Source organism: Cupriavidus sp. GW822-FHT03E04 (assembly GCF_058801495.1).
On the sequence record NZ_JBXANI010000005.1, the window covers coordinates 226,404 to 245,541 of the forward strand.

Below are 19,138 nucleotides of genomic sequence, written 5' to 3' on the forward strand. Positions count from 1 at the left end.
CTGCGGGTGAGTGTTCTTCCGTGTCCCTGACGGCCGCCGCCGCGCGCCGCTTCGTCCCGGACTAATCCCTCCCCCGGCTTGCCAGCCATGAACGGCAAACGCCATCGCCTTGCGCGCCCTTCGAGCGCACAGCGCGATCACGCTTGCCAGCGGCCCTGTGCTTCGCCGTTTTCGCGCGAAGCATGGGCTCGCCCCATGGCCGGCGAGCCAAGCCTGCGCGTTTCTTCGCCAAACGCAACAAGGAAGCCCTGGGATGATCAACCTGTTCGTCCTGCAGAAAGGCCGGCTCGCACAGGAGCAGGTCGACGATCGCAATGAACTTCTGCAGCACAAGCCAATCTGGATCGATGTCATCAGCCCCGATGACGAGGAACTCGCCTGGATCAAGGAAGCCTACGGCGTAGCCTTGCCCGAGCTGGAAGACCTGGGTGACCTGGAAGCCTCGGCCCGCTACTTCGAGGGCGAGGACGAGAACATCCATATCCGCACCGACTTCCTGCTCGACGAGGAAGACATCTCGCGCAACGTGCGCGTGGCGTTCGTGCTCACGCGCGACGTGCTGTTCTCCATTCACGACGAGGACCTGCCGGTGTTCCGGCTGGTGCGGTTGCGCGCCCGCATGCGCCCGGGCTCGGTGCGCAACGCCAAGGACGTGCTGATGGACCTGTACGCCACCGATGCGGAATATTCGGCAGACTCCATCGAGGAAGTCTACGAGCGGCTGGAGGAAGCCAGCAAGCGCGTGCTGGCGGAGAACGTGACCGATGCCGCGGCGGCCGACGTGCTGGAAACCATCGCCCGCGAAGAAGACTTGAACGGCCGCATCCGCCGCAACGTGATGGACACGCGCCGCGCGGTCTCCTTCCTGATGCGCAGCCAGCTGCTGTCGGCCGAGCAGCAGGACGAAGCCCGCCAGATCCTGCGCGACATCGACTCCATCGAGAACCACACCGCGTTCCTGTTCGACAAGATCAACTTCCTGATGGACGCCACGGTCGGTTTCATCAACATCAACCAGAACAAGATCATCAAGCTGTTCTCGGTGGTCTCGGTGGCGCTGATGCCGCCCACGCTGATCGCCAGCATCTACGGCATGAACTTCAAGTTCATGCCGGAGCTGGACTGGGCCGCGGGTTATCCTTGGGCCATCGGGCTGATGGCCGTGTCGGCGGCGATCCCGCTGGTGTACTTCAAGCGCAAGGGCTGGCTAAGCTGAACGGTACCTGATCGGCGCCTGAACTGCGCTGCCCCGGACTCAGTCGGGCAGCGTGGCCGCGCCCATGCGGCGCGCGATGATGTTGGCCTTGACCTTGAAGTTCACGCGCACATTGGCGCAGTACTCCTTCTTGTCGAAGCACTTTGGCGCCGGCAGCGCCGCGGCCAGGCGTGCAGCCTGGCCCACACTCAGCCTGGCGGCGCTGGTCTTGAAATAATGCTGGGCCGCGGCCTCCACGCCGAACACGCCCTCGCCCCACTCCACCGAATTCAAATAGATCTCGTAGATACGCTGCTTGTCGAGCCAGAACTCGAGCATCCAGGTAACGGCCAGCTCCTGGCCTTTGCGCAGGTAGTGCTGCTCGGACGAAAGGAAGAGGTTCTTGGCCAGTTGCTGCGTGATGGTGGAGCCGCCACGCACGATATGCCCGCGCTTCTTGTTGCGCTCCCAGGCATCGAGCATGGAATCGAGTTCGTAGCCGGGATGGTTGACGAAGTCGGCGTCCTCGCTGGCGATCACCGCGCGCTTGAGGTTGCGGGAGATATCGTCATAGCCGACCCAGCGGCGGTCCACCTGGCAGCTCCAGAACCTGAAGCCGCACAGACGCCACTGCTCGGCCCGCATGAACGCCGTGGATGACGGGTTCACGGTTTGCCAGGCAGCGATCTGCAGGAAGAAATACACCTGCATGGCCAGCACGCCGGCGATCAGCGTGCCAAGCAGGTAGGCGAGCCAGCGCAGCGGGTTGAGGCCGCCGCCCCTGCCGCCTTGAGCCGCCCCGGGACGGGCGGTGTGCTTGCGCTCAGCCATGTTCGAGCCAGCCGGCCTGCGCTTTAGCGCGCGGCTTCGGCCTGCAGCGCCGCGCGCAGCGTTGCCAGCACGGGCGCGGTGGCGGGCCGCACACCCCGCCAGTTGTAAAAGGCCTCGGCGGCCTGCTCGACCAGCATGCCCAGCCCGTCACTGGTGCGCGCGCCACATTGGGCGGCGAACTTCAGGAATACGGTGGGCGCCGCGCCGTACATCATGTCGTAGGCGAGCACGTCCTTGCCCAGCAGTTCCGCCGGCACCGGCGGCAACTCGCCCTGCAGGCTGCTGCTGGTGGCGTTGATGACCACGTCGCAGGCGTCTTCATCGGTCAAACCCGCCAGGGCGTCAAAACCACCGCCCCACAGTTCCACGCCGTACTCGTCCGCTTGCTGGGCCACGTTTTCCAGGATATCGCTGGCGCGCTGCGGCGTGCGGTTGGCCACCACGATGCGATCCGGCCGGCAGGCGATCAGCGGCAGCATGGCGCCCATGGCGGCGCCGCCCGCGCCCAGCAACAGGATGCGCTTGCCTTCAAGCAAGGTATCGAGGTTGACCTCGATGTCGCGCGTGAGGCCGACACCGTCGGTGTTGTCGCCGTGGATCACGCCGTCCTCGATCCACATGGTGTTGACCGCGCCCGCGCTCTCGGCGCGCGGCGTCAGGCGCTCGGCGAGGTCGTAGGCTTCGAGCTTGAACGGCACGGTCACGTTCAGGCCGTGGCCGCCGCCGTCGAAGAAGGCGCGCACGGTGGCGACGAACCCATCGAGCGGCGCCAGCAGGCGCTCGTACTCGACGGCCTCGCCGGTCTGCTGCGCAAATGCGGCATGGATGGCGGGAGAGCGGCTGTGCGCGACGGGGTTGCCGATCACGACGTAACGGTCGGCGGGAGTCTGGGATTGCATAGTGTCAGGTGATGGCGTCATCGGGACTGCAGGCGAGTTTCCAGCCCACTGCGCGAAAACTTGAATGTGGAGATCACTTCGAGAATATCCTGGCGCGCCTGCATCTGCGCCGTGAACCCGCCGAACGGCGCCGCCGCCCGCACGATGGCAACCGCCTGGCGGTCCAGCACGGGATCGCCCGAGCTCTTGACCACGTCAATGGCGTCGATGTTGTAGCCATCGCGGTTATAGCCAAGCCGGCCCTGCCGGTTGACGTTGATCACCAGGATCAGTTGCCCGTAGATCGGCTTGCCATTGCGCTGGGGGAAATCGGTGGTGCCGCGCGCTTCGATCTTCTGGCGCAGGCGGTCGTAGTACTGCGCGTATTCCACTTCCTGCGCGCTGGTGGCGGTGAGCTGGTAGCGCTTGGGCCGCTTGGCGTATTGCTCGAGGTTGCGGCCGATCTCGGCTTCGAGCTTGGCCATCTCGTCGAGCGAGGTGCGTTCGTCCTGGCCGCGCAGCGGGTTTTCCACGCGCTGCTGGCCTGGCTTGAGCGGCTGGCTGTGCACGGACGGCGCGGCTTCGCGCGACTGCGTCATCAGGCGCTGCTGCTCCTGCTCCATCCGCTCCACGCGGCGCTGCATCTGGCGCACCAGGTCGCCGTCCTTGGTGACGGTCTGTGCCGGCAGCGGCGTGGTGGCGCGCTGCTGGTCGTGCTCGCCACCGCCGTCGAGGTTGGCCTGGGCCAGCACGGTGGGGTTCTGCGGGCGCTGCGCCGATTTGGAATTGACCAGCACCACATCGAGCGCGGCGTCGGTGCGCTTGATCTCGAACGCCTCCGGCGCCACGACGCGCACGGTCAGCAGCAAGGCATGGGCCAGCAACGAGACGACCAGCGCCTTGGCCATCGTGCTGCTGGCGTTCCACCACTGGCGGGGAGAAAAAGCGGCTTTCACGATGGGCGGGACGTTGGCTGGGAAGCGTCGATCGGGCGAGACTGGGGCCGGGGTCCGTGGGACCCCGGGGTCAGACTGCGATTGTAAGGGAGCGCCTCGTTTTTTCCGAGGAACTCAGCCTGCGCCGCCGGTGCCGGTGTCGCGTGTGTCCGACGCAGCGCCTTCGCTTGTGGCAGCTGCAGCACTCGCGGCTTCGTCATCGCCGGCTTCCCCGGCCGCAGCGTCAACCTCACCTTCGGTTGCCCCTTCAGTTGCCCCTTCGGCCGCACCCTCGGCAGCGGCTTCGGCAGCCTCCTCGGCCGCGGCTTCAGCGGCGGCTTGCGCCGACACTTCACCGGCTTCGTCGTCCCGCTCCATCTCCTCCTGCGGCAGCTCGCCTTCGCCGGCAAACACCTCCAGGACCCGGCATGACACTTCCAGCGAGATCTCGTCGATCGCGCCGATCTCCAGCAGCACCTGGGTGCCGCGCGACGCCTGCATCAACTCCGGCACGCGCGTGACCAGCGGGATCTCGGCAAAGCGCACCGCGCCTTCCTTGAGCACCGAGCCCATCAGGCGCTCGCGCTTTTCCTGCTGCAGCCAGCGCAGGCACCAGTAGCGCTCCATGGTCGACTGGTGGTCGGCATAGGCAGCGTAGGTGCCTTCGAAATCGGCCACCGCGGCCAGCAGGTCCGAATCCTTGGGCTTGAACGGCGCCACCAGCTTGGCCGTGATGCCATGCTGGGCGACTGCCAGGATCTGCCACTGGTTGACCAGGTCGACATAGCGGCGCAGCGGCGAGGTGCTCCACGCGTATTGCGCCACGCCCAGCCCCTCATGGGGCGCCGGGTAGGTCTGCATGCGGGTGCGGTTCATGCCCCAGGCCTTCTGCGTGCGGTAGATGCCCGGCACACCGTTGTCGGCAAGCAGCTTGCCCCAGGTGCTGTTGGCCAGGATCATCAGCTCGGCGACGATCTTGTCGAGCGGGGAGCCGCGGCGGCGCTGCTCGATGCGCACGCGTTCGCCGCCATCTTCCAGCAGGTCGATGTAGAAGCTGTAGTCGGCGCGGTTGTGCGACTCGGGACGCAGCCCGCTGGCCAGACGCGCCTTCTGGCGTTCGTCGTGCAGCCAGCCGGAGAAATGGAACAGCTGGGTCAGCGCGTCGCGGAACAGGTAGTCGCCGGTGCCGGCAGCCAGCGCGGCCTCGGTCACCACATCCTCAAGCAGGTTGTGGCGCAGGTTGGCCGCGATCTTGACCAGCTCGGCGCGGGTCTCGCTGCTGACGATCATCTGCAGGGCCGGGTCGTAGACCACGTACAGCGACAGGGCCGGGCACTCGCGCCCTTCCTGCAGCGTGTAGCGCTCCACCACCGAATCCGGCAGCATGGTGATCTTGTCGCCGGGGAAATAGACTGTCGACAAGCGATGGCGCGCCACGGCGTCGAGCGGCTCGCCACGGCGGATGCCCAGGCCGGGCGCCGCGATATGGATGCCCACGCGGATCTTGCCACCGTCCAGCGGCGTGACCGACAGCGCATCATCGATCTCCGTGGTGGTGACGTCATCGATGGAGAACGCCTCCACATCCGCGCGCGGCAGTTCGCCGGCGGGTTCCGGCACGGCCACGTCGGGAAAGCCGGTGCCCTTGGGGAAGCACTCGGAGAGGAACTTGGCCTCATGCAGCGCGCGCGGGCTGGCAATGCCGCCCACCGCCACCATCAGCCGCATCGGCGACATGCCTAGCGCGGTGCAAGCGGCGTCCATCGCCTTGTATTCGAGGCTGTTCTTGTCGGGCTTGAACAGCAGTTGCAGTGCCTTGCCGCGGAACGCATCGGGCAGAGTCAGGGCCTTGAGCTGGTTTTCGTACTCGGCCTGCACCAGGGCTTGCTGCTTCTTGCGCTCGAGCGCGGCGAGCGCAGCCTTCAACTGGTCTTCCGGCGCACGCTGGTAGCGCCCGCGGCCCTTGCGGCGGAAATAGACCGGATTGCCGTGCAGCGTCTGCGCCAGCGCGGCTTGCTGCACCACGCTCGCACCCGCGCCGTAGTACTCGGCCGCCAGGTCGACAAAGCCGAACTCGTCCTCCGATGCGCATTCCCACAGGAATTCCAGGTCGACCTCGCCGACCAGGTCGGCGGTCTGGCGCAACAGCTCGATCGCCGACGGCTGCGCGAACTGCAGCAATACGTCGCGCGACTTGACCTTGGTGCGCTTGCCCGCGGGCAGCTCCACCTGGTACGACTCGCCCTGCTGGGTCAGCACGGTGCCGGCGCGAATCTCGCCGCCTTCTTCGAACAGCAACTGCATGGATCGGTACTTTCAGAAATGCCGGGAACCGCACTTGGCAAACCAAGCACCCTGGCGCTTTGTCACGCCTGCGGGAACGGCCCGGTGAGAGAAATGGTGCAAGGCCGCCTTCAGGCAAGGCGGCAACCGGACCTGAGATGATACCGCACCGCGCCGGCGGCAAGCCCGGCGCAGGGCGGGCTGTTACAGCGACATGCCGCCGCTGGCCTCGATCGCCACGCCATTGACGTAGCTGGCATCGTCGCTGGCAAGGAAGGTGTAGATGCTGGCGATTTCGGCCGGCTCTGCCAGACGGCGCAGCCAGCAAGACGATTTCATGCCGTCCAGCACCTTCTCCGGCACGGTCCGCAGGATCTCGGTGGCGACGAAACCCGGGCACACCGCGTTGACGCGCACGCCCTTGGGGCCCAGCTCGCGCGCCCACGTCTTGGTGAAGCCGATCACACCGAACTTGCTCGCCGCATAGTTGGTCTGGCCGAAGTTACCGTACAGGCCAACCACGCTGGAGGCATTGAGAATCACACCTTTGCCCTGCTCGGCCATGATGTCGGCCACGGCCTGGGCGCAGTTGAAGACGCCCTTGAGATTGACGTCGATCACCGCGTCGAACTGGACTTCGGTCATCTTGGTCAGGCGTGCATCCTTGGTGATGCCTGCGTTATTGACGAGGATGTCGATGCGGCCGTGCTTGGCCAGCGTGGCCGCCACCATGGCGTCGACCTCGTCGCGGCGCGTCACGTCGACCTTGTGGGCGCTCACGGTGGCGCCAGAAGCGGCGAGCGTCTCGGCGGCAGCGCGCACGCGCTCCTCCTGCACGTCGCAAAGCACCACCAGCGCACCTTCCGCGGCAAAGCGCTGCGCGGTGGCAAAACCGATCCCGGCGGCAGCGCCGGTGATGATGGCAACACGTCCCTGCAATTTCATGGTGGTCGTCTCTTGTTCTTGGTCGCGATTATCGATTTGGGGAAAATTCTTGCTCTGGATGGCTACCTGGCGGCTTCTGCCTGGAGCCGCTCAGTTCCGGCGCGGGCCGCGCCAGCAGGTCGGGCAGGAATACCTCGGTCACCAGCATGACGCCGTCGCCACGCCGGAAGGCCGAACGCCGCGCAGGCAACACCGATGACGCAGCGAGCTCCCGCATGGCCGGCACGGCTAGTTCCAGCCGGCGCCGCAGCGGGTGATGCGCAAGCAGGCGCGCAAAGGCAAACGGCTCGCGCCGCACGCGGGGATCGACGAACAGCGCGCCGCCCAGCGGGCGCTCGCCCAGGCCGCGCAGGAATGGCCAGTCGCGCCGGGCATGGTCGGGCTTCACCACGGTATGGGCAAAGATGGCCGGCACCCCGTCACAGATCAGCAGCACCTCGCGCGCCAGCGCGCGGCGGCGGGCAGGCAGCCCCAGCGCCTGCCATTCATCGGCAAGGGCGAGTTCAATGCGCTGCGCCAGGCGGCGCACCCGGAAAGCGTCCGACGCTGCCACCAGCCGGGCGGTGAGCGAGCCATCACCGGTCACCCAGCGGCGCAGGTTGGCGCTGATGGCGGGATCTTCGGGTAAATGGGCGTGCCAACCACTGCGGCGCAGATGCGCCCCGTTCATGCCGCGCTCATGCCCGTGGCTCCGGATCGATGGGGTCGATGGCGTCGCCCTGGCTGAGCTGGCCATCGGGTCCATAGCCGCAGAAAGCGAGGACTTCGTCGACGTAGTCGGCAAATTCACTGATGCCGTGGTCGCTGCCCTCGATGACGCGCGTGTGCGCGCCGGGGAAGGCCGCCAGCATCTCGCGATAGTCCAGCACCTCGTCGCCGGTCGCAGCCATCAGGAAATAGCGCTGCGGCCGGGTGATGGGCTCGACCCGCAGCGCCAGCAGTTCATCCAGATGGTGGCGCTCCACCCGCACCGAGCCGCCACCGTGCCAGAGCGGCTGGTCGCCCAGGTGGCGCTCCAGGTCGGTCCAGGGATGCACCGCCGGGTTGAGGAGCACAGCGCGGCAGCCGTGGCGCTCGGCCAGCCAGCGCGCATAGAAGCCACCCAGCGAGGAGCCGATGATGGTGAGCGGCTGCGCGCCACCGGCTTGCGAGGCCGCGATGGCCGCTTCGGCCTGGGCGATGGCCTGGGCCGGCGACACATTCAGCACCGGGCAAGCGTAATAGCGTCCCACGCCCCATTCACGCATGCGCTCCTGGACCAGGCGCGCCTTGAAGGACTGTGGAGATGAGCGGAAACCGTGCAGGTATAGCAGCATGCCAGGCCCCGCTCAGGCGCAAGCACCTGCGGCAAAGGCGTCCAGCAGCTTCTGGTGGACGCCGCCGAAGCCGCCGTTGCTCATGACCAGCACATGGTCGCCCGGGCGCGCGGTGGCTCGCACCGCGCGGACAAGCTCGGGAAGGTCGCTGAAGGCGGCCGCGCGCTCGCCCAGCGGCGCCAGCGATTCGGCCAGGTCCCAGCCCAGGGCATCCTTGCCGCTGGCCGCGCCATACCCGAACACCAGGTCTGCCGCCTCGAGGCTGGCCGGGAGTTGCGCCTTCATCACGCCCAGCTTCATGGTGTTGGAGCGCGGCTCCAGCACCGCCAGGATGCGCGCCGCGCCAACCCGCTTGCGCAGGCCGTCGAGCGTGGTCTGGATCGCAGTGGGATGGTGGGCAAAGTCGTCATAGACCGTGATGCCATCGACCACGCCACGCACTTCCATGCGGCGCTTCACATTCGCGAAGCGCGACAAGGAATCGATGGCTTGCGGCGCTGGCACGCCCACATGGCGGGCGGCCGCAATCGCAGCCAGCGCATTCATCCGGTTGTGCGTGCCTTGCAAGGCCCAGCGGAGCCGGCCTTGCAGCACGTTGCCGAACCAGACATCGAAACTGTCCTGGGTCGTGCCGTCGCCGGTGGCATCGCCTTCGGCGGGCTCGCCCGCACGCCAGTCGCCGATGCCAAATTGCTCGGTCTCGCTCCAGCAGCCCCGCTCCAGCACGCGCGCCAGGCTTTCCTCATAGCCGTTGACGATCAGCCGGCCCTGCTCCGGCACGGTGCGCACCAGATGATGGAACTGGGTCTCGATGGCGGCAAGATCAGGGAAGATGTCGGCGTGATCGTATTCCAGGTTGTTCAGGATGGCGGTGCGTGGACGGTAGTGGACAAACTTGCTGCGCTTGTCGAAGAACGCCGTATCGTACTCATCGGCCTCGATCACGAAGAAGTCGGACTCGGTCACCCGCGCCGACACGCCAAAATTCTGCGGCACGCCGCCCACCAGGAAGCCCGGCTGGTAGCCGGCATCTTCCAGGATCCAGGCCAGCATGGAGGTGGTGGTGGTCTTGCCGTGGGTGCCCGCCACCGCCAGCGTCCATTTGCCGCGCAGCACATGCTCGCCGAGCCACTGCGGGCCGGAGACATAAGGCAGGTTGCGGTTGAGGATGGCCTCCATCAGCGGATTGCCGCGCGACACCACATTGCCGATGACGAACAGGTCCGGCTCCAGCGCTAGCTGGCCGGGATCGAAGCCCTCGATCAGTTCAATGCCCTGCGCCTCGAGCTGCGTGCTCATCGGCGGGTAGACATTGGCATCGCATCCGGTGACGCGGTGGCCAGCCTGCTTGGCAAGCACGGCGAGGCCGCCCATGAATGTGCCGCAGATACCAAGGATGTGAATATGCATGGGATTTAGGATTGGGCGGGCCAGGGCGGCCGGGCCGGGTTGCTTCTGGATGGAAAGAATTGTACCTGAGGGGGTGACGGCGACGCCGTGCGGGAAAGGCCCGCGGCCGGGCACGGCAGATTTCCGGGCCGGCGCCTTCTCTCCGAGGAATCTCCCCATCACCAGCCACTCTAAAAAGCAAAACCCGACCCTAGCGCGCAGGCCGCGATCCCTCCGGTATCATCCCCCCATGCCCCGCCGCCCCACCCTCGACCCCATCCGCCTGCGCGAGGAAATCGCCCAGGCCGCCGCCCGCATGATCGCGGAAGATGGCACCGACTACGCCACGGCCAAGCGCAAGGCCGCGCGGCAACTGCTGGGTGACGTGCGCGTGGCGGGCGAGTGGCTCCCCGACAACGAGGCCGTGGAGGCGGAGGTCCGTCTCTATCAGGCACTGTTCCACTCGGAGAGCCAGCCCCGCGTCCTGGCGCTGCTGCGCCGGCTGGCCGTGCTTGCCATGCGCGACCTTGCCGCATTCCGCCCGTACCTGGCCGGGGCCGTGCTCAACGGCACCGCCACCGAGCATTCCGACGTCTATCTGCAGTGCTTCTGCGATAGCCCCAAGGATCTCACCCTGCACCTGCTCAACGCTGGCGTGGACTTCGACACCAGCGAGACCCGGCACTTCGCCGGCCGCGGCGAGGTCGAGACCCTGAGTTTCCTCTGGAAGGGACAATGGCCAGCCATGCGCGACGCGCGCCTGCTGGCTGGAGAGATCCGTGCGGAACTTGGCCAGCCCGTCGGCATTCATATAGCGCTGTATGATGCGGATGACGAACGCGGCGCAGTCCGGGCCGCGGCTGGCGGCCGGGTTGCCCGTGCCGATGTGGATGCGGTACTGGCGCTGCTGGCGGCCGCCGAAGCGGCGGCACCCCAGGTGCCCGACGCGCCCGCAGCGGCCTGAGCGCCAGCCTTGACCCGGAGCGTGAGCGAGGCCAGCCACAGGCCATGTGCACCTTCCCTATCGAGCCATCCGGGTTCTTACCTCTTCCATCAGCCGCTATCTTTCTTGCTGCCATGACCTCTTCCACCAGCACTCCTGTCCGCCGCAGCCGCCTCTGGGCCTGGCTTGCCGTTGCCGTCGTGGCCGCCGCCGCGGGCGCGCTGGCCGGGCACTATGTGTTTTCGCCCAAGCCGGCATCCGACGAGGCAGTCGAGACGTTCCTGCGCACGCAACTGCCAGATCCGGACGGCGCCCAGATCAACTTCGCGCAACTTCGTGGAAAAACGGTGGTTGTGAACTTTTGGGCACCCTGGTGCGGCCCCTGCGTGGAAGAAATGCCCGACCTGAATGCGTTGCATAAGGAATACACGGGACGAAAAGTGGAATTTGTCGGCATCGGCATCGATTCCGCCAACAATATCCAGCAGTTCATCAAGAAGATCCCCGTCTCCTACCCGCTGGCCGTGGCCGGCTTTGCCGGCACGGAGCTCTCGCGCAACTTTGGCAACGCGGCCGGCGGCCTGCCCTATACAGTGATCATTGCGCCAGATGGCACGGTCAGCTACCGCAAAATGGGCAGGGTTTCCCCTGACGAGCTGCGCGCCGCGCTGCCTCGCAGCTAGCCATAAGATTCTTGATTTGGGGCGATTTTCTCCTAATCTTGTTCGATCATCACGCAATTTGATCGAAACGCGATTTCGCGACTCCAAAGTGCGGAATCGAGCCTGAAAACTCGCCTGCTTCGAAGCTGCCTATGTCTACGCTGCTAGACAAATCACTCTAAGCTACGGTAATCTCCGCGCAATTTCGTTGAAATGGTCGAGCCGCCGTGATCGATACACCTCCCGAACGCCGCTCTCCCCGCTACCGCAAGGTGCTGGTCCTGCACGGACCGAACCTGAATTTGCTGGGCACGCGGGAGCCGGAAACTTATGGGTACACGAAACTAGCCGATATCGACCTGGCCCTCGCGCAGCGAGCCCGCCAGACCGGCATCGCCCTGGCTACGTTTCAGTCCAACCATGAGGGCGCGCTGGTGGATCGTATCCATGCCGCGCGCGACGAGGGCGTGGATTTCATCATCATCAACCCGGCCGCCTATACGCATACCAGCGTAGCGCTGCGCGATGCGCTGGCCGGGGTGGCGATTCCGTTTGTGGAAGTCCACTTGTCGAACGTGCATCGGCGCGAGAACTTCCGTCATCACTCTTACTTCTCCGATGTGGCGATCGGAGTGATCTGCGGACTTGGCTGGCAGGGGTATCTGCTGGCGCTGGACTATGCCCTCGGGCAGGAGCTGGAACAGGCGCTGCCCGAGGCCTGATCCGCCCATTGATTTCTTAAACCGTTACCGCGCCCCCGGCGCCTGCCCCACCGCCATGTTCGCGGCGGACCAAGGCAGCCCGCCGGAGGCGTCAGTTTTTCCCGGACGCAGCCACCAGAGCGGTGGCCGCCGGACAACCCGATTCAGGAGGATAGAAGATGGACCTGCGCAAGCTGAAGACGCTGATCGACCTGGTGGCCGAGTCCGGCATCTCCGAGCTGGAAGTCACCGAAGGCGAAGGCAAGGTGCGGATCGTCAAGGCGCCGCCGCAGGTCATCGCCGCGCCGATGGCCATGCAGCCGATGCAGGCACTGCCTCCGGCCGCCGCGCCGGCCGCGATGCCCGCCGTCGGCACCGAGCCGGCCGCGCCGCAACTGCCGGTGGGCCATGTCGTGACCTCGCCGATGGTCGGTACCTTCTATCGCGCACCGTCGCCGGGCGCGGCGTCGTTCGTCAATGTGGGCGATACCGTCAAGGAAGGCCAGACGGTCTGCATCATCGAAGCGATGAAGCTGCTCAACGAGATCGAGTCGGACAAGGCTGGCGTCATCAAGGAAATCCTGGTCGAGAATGGCCAGGCGGTGGAATACGGCCAGCCGCTGTTCATCATCGGCTGAAACTGACCGGCATGCCGCGCCGCCCGCAGCCTGCGCCGGAATTCTCCGGCCAGCTACGGCGGCGACGGCCACCGGGCGTTCCTCGTCCCGGTGCCAGCACCCCCGCCCGCACTCCGGCGGCTGCCCTCGCCGGGGGCGCCACGATCCGCCGCGGTGGGACCGCCTTTCTCCTCGCAGAGAGTGACTATGTTTGAAAAAATTCTGATCGCGAATCGCGGTGAAATCGCCCTTCGCATCCAGCGCGCCTGCCGCGAGCTCGGCATCAAGACTGTGGTGGTGTATTCGGAAGCCGACAAGGAAGCCAAGTACGTCAAGCTGGCAGACGAAGCCGTCTGTATCGGCCCGGCACCCTCGCCGCTGTCGTACCTCAACATGCCGGCCATCATCTCGGCCGCCGAGGTGACCGACGCGCAAGCCATCCACCCGGGCTACGGCTTCTTGTCGGAAAACGCCGACTTCGCCGAGCGCGTGGAAAAGTCCGGTTTCGTCTTCATCGGCCCGACCTCCGAGAGCATTCGCCTGATGGGCGACAAGGTCTCGGCCAAGCAGGCCATGATCAAGTCCGGCGTGCCGTGCGTGCCGGGCTCCGAAGGCGCCCTGCCCGACGACCCCAAGGAAATCCTGGCCACGGCGCGTGCCGTGGGCTATCCGGTCATCATCAAGGCGGCTGGCGGCGGCGGTGGCCGCGGCATGCGCGTGGTGCACACCGAGGCAGCCCTGGTCAATGCGGTCAACATGACGCGCGAGGAAGCCGGCCGTGCCTTTGGCAACCCGGAGGTCTACATGGAGAAATTCCTGGAGAACCCCCGGCACGTCGAGATCCAGATCCTGGCCGACCAGCATCGCCAGGCCATCTGGCTGGGCGAGCGCGACTGCTCGATGCAGCGCCGCCACCAGAAGGTCATCGAAGAAGCACCTGCGCCGCACATCCCGCGCCGCCTGATCGAGCGCATCGGCGACCGCTGCGCCGAGGCCTGCAAGAAGATCGGCTACCGTGGCGCCGGCACCTTCGAATTCCTGTACGAGAACAACGAGTTCTACTTCATCGAGATGAACACGCGCGTGCAGGTTGAGCATCCGGTCACCGAGATGATCACCGGCATCGACATCGTGCAGGAGCAGATCCGCATCGCCTTTGGCGAGAAGCTGCGCTGGCGCCAGAAGGACGTGCAGCTGCGCGGCCACTCGATCGAATGCCGCATCAACGCCGAGGACCCGTTCAAGTTCACGCCGTCGCCCGGGCGCATCACCGCGTGGCACATGCCCGGCGGTCCCGGCGTGCGGGTCGACTCGCACGCGTATGATGGCTACTTCGTGCCGCCCAACTACGATTCGATGATCGGCAAGATCATCACCTATGGCGCCACCCGCGAGCAGGCCATCGCCCGCATGCGGATCGCGCTGTCGGAAATGGTGGTGGACGGCATCCAGACCAACGTACCGCTGCACCGTGAGCTGATGCTCGATGCCAACTTCGTCGAAGGCGGCACCAGCATTCACTATCTCGAGCACCGCCTGGCCCAGAAGAACGTGGCCAAGGGCGGCAAGATCTGAAGCCCCGGCGCGGCCAGTCATAACTGATCGACAAGGATCGCCTGTGGCATTTCAGGAATGTGTGATCGAAATCGCACAAGACCAGGCCGAAGCCTGGTCTGACGCGCTGTTCGACCTCGGCGCGCTGTCGGTCTCGGTGGAAGACGCCGATGCCGATACGCCCGACGAGCAGCCGCTGTTTGGCGAGCCCGGCATGGAGCCGACCCGCCTGGCATGGAACCGCTCACGCGTGGTGGCGCTGTTTGACGACAGCGCCGACCCCGTGCTGGTGGTGGCCGCTGCCGCCAATGCGCTGGGCATCGACCCGGTGCCGGCTTACCAGCTGCGCCCCGTCGAAGACCAGGACTGGGTGCGCCTGACGCAATCCCAGTTCGCGCCGATCCGCATCGGCGAGCGCATCTGGGTGGTGCCGTCGTGGCACGATGCGCCGGAGCCCGACGCGGTGGTGCTGGAGCTGGACCCGGGCCTAGCCTTCGGTACCGGCAGCCATCCCACCACGCGGCTGTGCATGCAGTGGCTGGAACAGAACATCAAGGCCGGCGAAACGGTGCTCGACTACGGCTGTGGCTCGGGCATCCTCGCCATCGTGGCGCGCAAGCTGGGCGCCGGCGACACGCTCGGCATCGATATCGACCCCAACGCGGTGGAAGCCTCGCGCTATAACGCCGAGCGCAATCGCGTGCAGGCCACCTTCGCGCTGCCCGAAACCGTCTCCGAGGCCAGCTACGACCTCGTCGTCGCCAATATCCTGTCCAACCCGCTGAAGCTGATGGCGGCCATGCTGAGCGCGCGGGTTCGCCCCGGCGGCCGGCTGGTGCTGTCGGGCGTGCTGGAGCGGCAGGCTGACGAAGTCGCCGCGGCCTACGCGCCCTGGCTGCCCATGTCGGTCTGGCGCAGCGAGGAAGGCTGGGTCTGCCTGCATGGCACCCGCGGTGAAGGCCCCGGCACCCAGAGCTGAGCCCAGCCCATGGCCGCAGCCAAGCTCGTCACGCGTTGCCCGGCCTGTCGCACTGCCTTTCGGCTGGTGGCGGACCAGCTGCGGCTGCGCCAGGGGTTGGTCCGCTGCGGCCAGTGCGACACCGTCTTCGATGCACGCGAGCACCTGATCGAGTTGCCGGCGCCCGAGCCGGCAGCCGGCCCTGAGACCGTCGCGCAGGCAGGAGAAGGCATTGCCGCCCCTGCCCCCGCCACGCCCCCGGCACAGGAGGCGCCCGCCGAGCACGCGCACGAAGAAACACATGAAGAAGTACACAAGGCTGCCCGCGCACCGCGCGCCCCGCGCAAGCGGGCGCATGCCGTGGCGCACCCGGACACGGAAGCGCACCCAGCCGAAGCCACCGCCGTGCCGCACGAAGCAGCGCACGTCGACACGCCCCTCCAACACGACGCCGACGACAGCCGCCCCGCCGCGGCGCCCTTCGACCCCGGTTACGACCCTGGCTATGACGTGCCGGCGCTCGACGCGCCCACCGTCATGCTGTACCAGACGCAGGCGGAAGCAGACGAGGCAGTGCAGGCCGGCAACCATCGGACGGAGCCAGAAGCTGGCAACGCTGACGAGGACAAGGACAAGGACGAGGACGAGCCTTCCGCGGTGTTCGTGCCCGGCATCGTCGAGAGCGAGGAAGCTAGCCTTACCGCCGCCGCCGAGGCAGAGGCACCGCAGGCAAGCGAAGCACCCGCCTCCGCGGCGGAAGCAGCACCCTGGCCGCAACTCGACCCCAGCACGCTAGGCGACGACGATGCCACGCACACCGCGGACATCGCCGATACGGAAAAGGAAAGTGCTGCCGACATGGCGAAAGCGGCGAACGCAGCATCCGCCACCAGCCATGCCGCCACGAGCGCCGCCGCCAGCACCGAGGCCGACGCAGCGGCCATCCCGAGCGCAAGCGGCTACCTGCGCGCCGAAGCGCAGGACGATCTCCCCGAGATTCCCGAAGCGATCTCACGCGAGCAGGCGGAGCGGCCGTGGATGCGCAGCGACACGCCCGCCACCCCGTCCTTCGCGCCCGACTTCCTGCGCCACGCGCGTGAGCGCGATCCTGGCCCGGCCAGGCGCAAGCGCATGCTGCAAAAGGTGGCGACCGGGTTCCTGGTGATCGCGGGACTGCTGCAAGGCACCTACCTGGCGCGCAGCCAGCTGTCCGGCCGCTTCCCCGTATTGCGGCCCGCCTTCGAGGCGGCCTGCGCGCCGCTGGGCTGCGAGGTGGCGCCGTGGCGCGACATCGACGCCTTGCGCATCGAGAGCTCGCTGCTGCAAAAGCAGGATGACGAATCCGACGCCTACCTGCTTGCCGTGACGCTGCGCAACCAGGGCCGCGCCACCGTGGCGCTGCCGGCTATCGAGCTGGTCATGACGGACCTCCAGGACCAGCTCCTGCTGCGCAAGGTGCTCCAACCCGCCGACTACCTCGAAACCGAGCAGCAGGCCTTTGCCACGCATGGCCTGCGGGCAGGCACGGAGCTGCCGGTTCGGGTACGATTCCGATCGCAGCAAGCGGCGGCAAACTACCGCGTGCTGATCTTCTATCCCTGAATTCCATCTGGGCTCGCCGCCAATCCCGAGCGCCCCCGATTTGCGAGCCCACATTTCACACAGGAGCACATATGAGCAACGTCACCCTCGGCGGCAACGCCATCGAAGTCGGCGGCAAGTTTCCGCAAGCCGGCGACAAGGCCCCCGCATTCACGCTGGTCGGCAAGGACCTGAAGGATGTCACGCTTGCCGACTTCGCCGGCAAGCGCAAGGTGCTCAATATCGTCCCCAGCCTGGACACCCCGGTGTGCCAGGCTTCGGCCCGCAAGTTCAACGAAGCCGCCAGCGGCCTGGCCAACACCGTTGTGCTGACCGTCTCGGCCGACCTGCCGTTCGCCATGGGCCGCTTCTGCACCGCTGAAGGCCTGGCCAACGTGGTGCCGCTGTCGCTGATGCGCGGCGCCGACTTCAAGGGCAATTACGGCGTGGACATCAAGACCGGCCCGCTGGCCGGCGTGACCGCGCGCGCCGTGGTGGTGCTCGATGAGAACGACACCGTGAAGTACAGCGAACTGGTCTCGGAAATCAAGAACGAGCCGAACTACGACGCCGCACTGGCCGCGCTGAAGTAAGCGCGCCACCTGCCAGGCGCGGCCACCCGGCAAAACGGGTGGCCGTTTTTGCATTCAGGGGCACCGGCATGACCCGGTGGCCCCGTCAGCCCGCATTACGAGTACGAGAATTGGAGAGAGCATGTCCAGCCTGATCTGTGGCTCCGTTGCCTACGACACCATCATGACGTTCGAGGGACATTTCCGCGAACATATCCTGCCCGACCAGATCCACATGCTGAACGTGTCCTTCCTGGTCCCGTCCATGCGCCGCGAGTTCGGCGGCTGCGCCGGCAATATCGCCTACACGCTGAAGCTGCTTGGCGGCGACCCGGTGATCATGGCCACCGTCGGCGTCGACGCCGAGCCCTACCTGCAACACCTGCGCGCGCTCGATATCAGCACCGAGCACATCCGCACCCTGCCTGACACATTCACGGCGCAAGCGATGATCACGACCGACCTGGAGAACAACCAGATCACGGCGTTCCACCCCGGCGCGATGAACCAGTCGCAGCTCTCGCAGGTGCAGGACGCGCTCGGCGGCAGCAACGCGCCCGGCCTGGGCATCGTCGCCCCCGACAGCCGCGAAGGCATGCTGCACCACGCGCGCCAGTTCGCCGACGCCGGCGTGCCGTTCATCTTCGACCTGGGCCAGGCCATGCCGCTGTTCAACGGCGACGATCTGCGCCAGTTCGTTGAACTCGCCAGCTACGTGACGGTCAATGACTACGAAGCCCAGGTTCTGCTGTCGCGTACCGGCTGGACCAGCGATGAAGTCGCCGCGCAGGTCAAGGCGTTCATCGTGACCCACGGCGAAAAGGGCGCCACCGTCTTCGCCGACAAGCAGAAGTACAATATCGCCTCCGTGAAAGCGGATCGCGTCGTCGATCCGACCGGCTGCGGCGATGCCTTCCGCGGCGGCCTGCTTTACGGCATCGAACGGGGCTTCGACTGGGAAACAACGGGCCGGCTTGCCAGCCTGATGGGTTCCATCAAGATCGCGCACCAGGGTCCGCAGAACCACAAACCGTCGCGCGACGAAATCGGTGAACGCTTCCAGTCCGCTTTTGGCTACCGCTACGAGTAACACCTTTTCCGGGATTGATCCTATGCACACCCTGATTCGCACCAGCGCCATCGCGCTCGCCGCCGCAGCCACCTTGGTGGCTGGCTGCGCCGCGCAGTCGAATTCCGCCAGCATCTATACGCCGGGCCAGGCGCAGCGCGAGCAGACCTTGCGCTACGGCGTGGTCGAGACGGTTCGCGAGGTGCTGATCCAGGGCGACCAGACCGGCGCCGGCACGATCGCCGGTGGCGCCATCGGCGGCATCGCCGCCGGCAGCACCATCGGCAACGGCGGCGGCTCGGTGGCGGCCGGCGTGCTGGGCGCCGTGCTCGGCGGCATCGCTGGCAGCATGGCGGAGAACAAGATCAGCCAGCGCCGCGGCCTGGAAATCACCGTGCGCCTGGACAACGGCGATATGCGCGCCATCGTCCAGGACGCCGACGAAGCCTTCCGTCCGGGCGAGCGCGTGCGCTTGCTGTCGTCGGGCGGCACGACCCGCGTCACGCACTAAGCGCGGTACGCGGGACGGCATAGGGCGGCCCTGGGTGGCCGCGCAGCGGGGGTGGCAGCCTAGGTTGCCACCCCCGCTGCTCGATAGCTCCTGGCACGTCTGGATCGGTCTCCGGGGCCGCGCTCCACACACCGCAATACGATCCTGGCAAAGCGCTGCCTCCTTCACCGGAGCGGCGCTTTTTCTTTGCAGCGTTCC

At 66.6% G+C, this 19,138-nt stretch carries 19 protein-coding genes; 11 read left to right on the forward strand and 8 right to left on the reverse strand.

The window, feature by feature from the left end:
• Positions 1–253: 253 nt before the first annotated feature.
• Positions 254–1,216 (forward strand): magnesium/cobalt transporter CorA, encoded by a 963-nt coding sequence (gene corA, locus AC1RQC_RS08585; RefSeq protein ID WP_043349592.1) that lies wholly within the window; start codon positions 254–256, stop codon positions 1,214–1,216.
• Positions 1,217–1,255: 39 nt separating this feature from the next.
• Here corA and mtgA read toward each other — a convergent pair whose 3' ends face one another.
• The 8 genes from mtgA to mpl form a co-directional block, all read right to left on the reverse strand.
• Entirely contained in the window at positions 1,256–1,957 is a 702-nt protein-coding gene (gene mtgA / locus AC1RQC_RS08590; RefSeq protein WP_492883014.1) for a monofunctional biosynthetic peptidoglycan transglycosylase, read from the reverse strand.
• A 92-nt stretch (positions 1,958–2,049) separates the two neighbouring features.
• Positions 2,050–2,925, reverse strand: coding sequence for a shikimate dehydrogenase (gene aroE, locus AC1RQC_RS08595; RefSeq protein ID WP_492882953.1), 876 nt, complete (start codon positions 2,923–2,925; stop codon positions 2,050–2,052).
• Positions 2,926–2,942: 17 nt separating this feature from the next.
• Positions 2,943–3,812 (reverse strand): energy transducer TonB, encoded by an 870-nt coding sequence (locus tag AC1RQC_RS08600; protein WP_492883016.1) that lies wholly within the window; start codon positions 3,810–3,812, stop codon positions 2,943–2,945.
• Between the two features lie 162 nt (positions 3,813–3,974).
• Positions 3,975–6,143, reverse strand: coding sequence for a ribonuclease catalytic domain-containing protein (locus AC1RQC_RS08605; RefSeq protein ID WP_492882955.1), 2,169 nt, complete (start codon positions 6,141–6,143; stop codon positions 3,975–3,977).
• Positions 6,144–6,326: 183 nt separating this feature from the next.
• Complete coding sequence (fabG, locus tag AC1RQC_RS08610) at positions 6,327–7,067, reverse strand: 3-oxoacyl-ACP reductase FabG (protein ID WP_492372928.1); 741 nt, start codon at positions 7,065–7,067, stop codon at positions 6,327–6,329.
• 28 nt (positions 7,068–7,095) lie between these two features.
• Positions 7,096–7,737: a chorismate--pyruvate lyase family protein gene (locus AC1RQC_RS08615; RefSeq protein ID WP_492808005.1), complete on the reverse strand. Its 642-nt coding sequence runs from the start codon at positions 7,735–7,737 to the stop codon at positions 7,096–7,098.
• A 7-nt stretch (positions 7,738–7,744) separates the two neighbouring features.
• Positions 7,745–8,383: a YqiA/YcfP family alpha/beta fold hydrolase gene (locus AC1RQC_RS08620; protein ID WP_492372926.1), complete on the reverse strand. Its 639-nt coding sequence runs from the start codon at positions 8,381–8,383 to the stop codon at positions 7,745–7,747.
• Positions 8,384–8,395: 12 nt separating this feature from the next.
• Positions 8,396–9,793 carry a UDP-N-acetylmuramate:L-alanyl-gamma-D-glutamyl-meso-diaminopimelate ligase gene (mpl, locus tag AC1RQC_RS08625; protein WP_492882957.1) on the reverse strand — a complete coding sequence of 466 codons (1,398 nt, stop codon included), beginning with the start codon at positions 9,791–9,793 and terminating at the stop codon, positions 8,396–8,398.
• A gap of 229 nt (positions 9,794–10,022) precedes the next feature.
• Here mpl and AC1RQC_RS08630 point away from each other — a divergent pair, with 229 nt between their 5' ends.
• The 10 genes from AC1RQC_RS08630 to AC1RQC_RS08675 all read left to right on the forward strand — a co-directional run bounded on the left by AC1RQC_RS08630 (position 10,023) and on the right by AC1RQC_RS08675 (position 18,940).
• Positions 10,023–10,736, forward strand: a complete 714-nt coding sequence (locus AC1RQC_RS08630; RefSeq protein ID WP_043349604.1) for a hypothetical protein — start codon at positions 10,023–10,025, stop codon at positions 10,734–10,736.
• A gap of 113 nt (positions 10,737–10,849) precedes the next feature.
• A complete protein-coding gene (locus AC1RQC_RS08635; protein WP_441634026.1) occupies positions 10,850–11,398 on the forward strand; it encodes a TlpA family protein disulfide reductase in 549 nt (182 codons plus the stop codon).
• A 206-nt stretch (positions 11,399–11,604) separates the two neighbouring features.
• Positions 11,605–12,099: a type II 3-dehydroquinate dehydratase gene (aroQ, locus tag AC1RQC_RS08640; protein ID WP_458762140.1), complete on the forward strand. Its 495-nt coding sequence runs from the start codon at positions 11,605–11,607 to the stop codon at positions 12,097–12,099.
• Between the two features lie 158 nt (positions 12,100–12,257).
• Complete coding sequence (accB, locus tag AC1RQC_RS08645) at positions 12,258–12,716, forward strand: acetyl-CoA carboxylase biotin carboxyl carrier protein (protein WP_492376604.1); 459 nt, start codon at positions 12,258–12,260, stop codon at positions 12,714–12,716.
• Between the two features lie 186 nt (positions 12,717–12,902).
• Positions 12,903–14,270: an acetyl-CoA carboxylase biotin carboxylase subunit gene (gene accC / locus AC1RQC_RS08650; RefSeq protein ID WP_043349611.1), complete on the forward strand. Its 1,368-nt coding sequence runs from the start codon at positions 12,903–12,905 to the stop codon at positions 14,268–14,270.
• A gap of 43 nt (positions 14,271–14,313) precedes the next feature.
• Entirely contained in the window at positions 14,314–15,228 is a 915-nt protein-coding gene (prmA, locus tag AC1RQC_RS08655) for a 50S ribosomal protein L11 methyltransferase (protein ID WP_492882959.1), read from the forward strand.
• Between the two features lie 9 nt (positions 15,229–15,237).
• Positions 15,238–16,809: a DUF3426 domain-containing protein gene (locus AC1RQC_RS08660; protein ID WP_492882961.1), complete on the forward strand. Its 1,572-nt coding sequence runs from the start codon at positions 15,238–15,240 to the stop codon at positions 16,807–16,809.
• A 71-nt stretch (positions 16,810–16,880) separates the two neighbouring features.
• Positions 16,881–17,381, forward strand: a complete 501-nt coding sequence (gene tpx / locus AC1RQC_RS08665) for a thiol peroxidase (RefSeq protein ID WP_492376607.1) — start codon at positions 16,881–16,883, stop codon at positions 17,379–17,381.
• 121 nt (positions 17,382–17,502) lie between these two features.
• Complete coding sequence (locus tag AC1RQC_RS08670) at positions 17,503–18,450, forward strand: carbohydrate kinase family protein (protein ID WP_492376608.1); 948 nt, start codon at positions 17,503–17,505, stop codon at positions 18,448–18,450.
• A 22-nt stretch (positions 18,451–18,472) separates the two neighbouring features.
• The gene (locus AC1RQC_RS08675) at positions 18,473–18,940 is read left to right on the forward strand and encodes an outer membrane lipoprotein (protein WP_492376609.1); all 468 of its coding nucleotides are present in this window, start codon (positions 18,473–18,475) and stop codon (positions 18,938–18,940) included.
• Positions 18,941–19,138 lie beyond the last annotated feature (198 nt).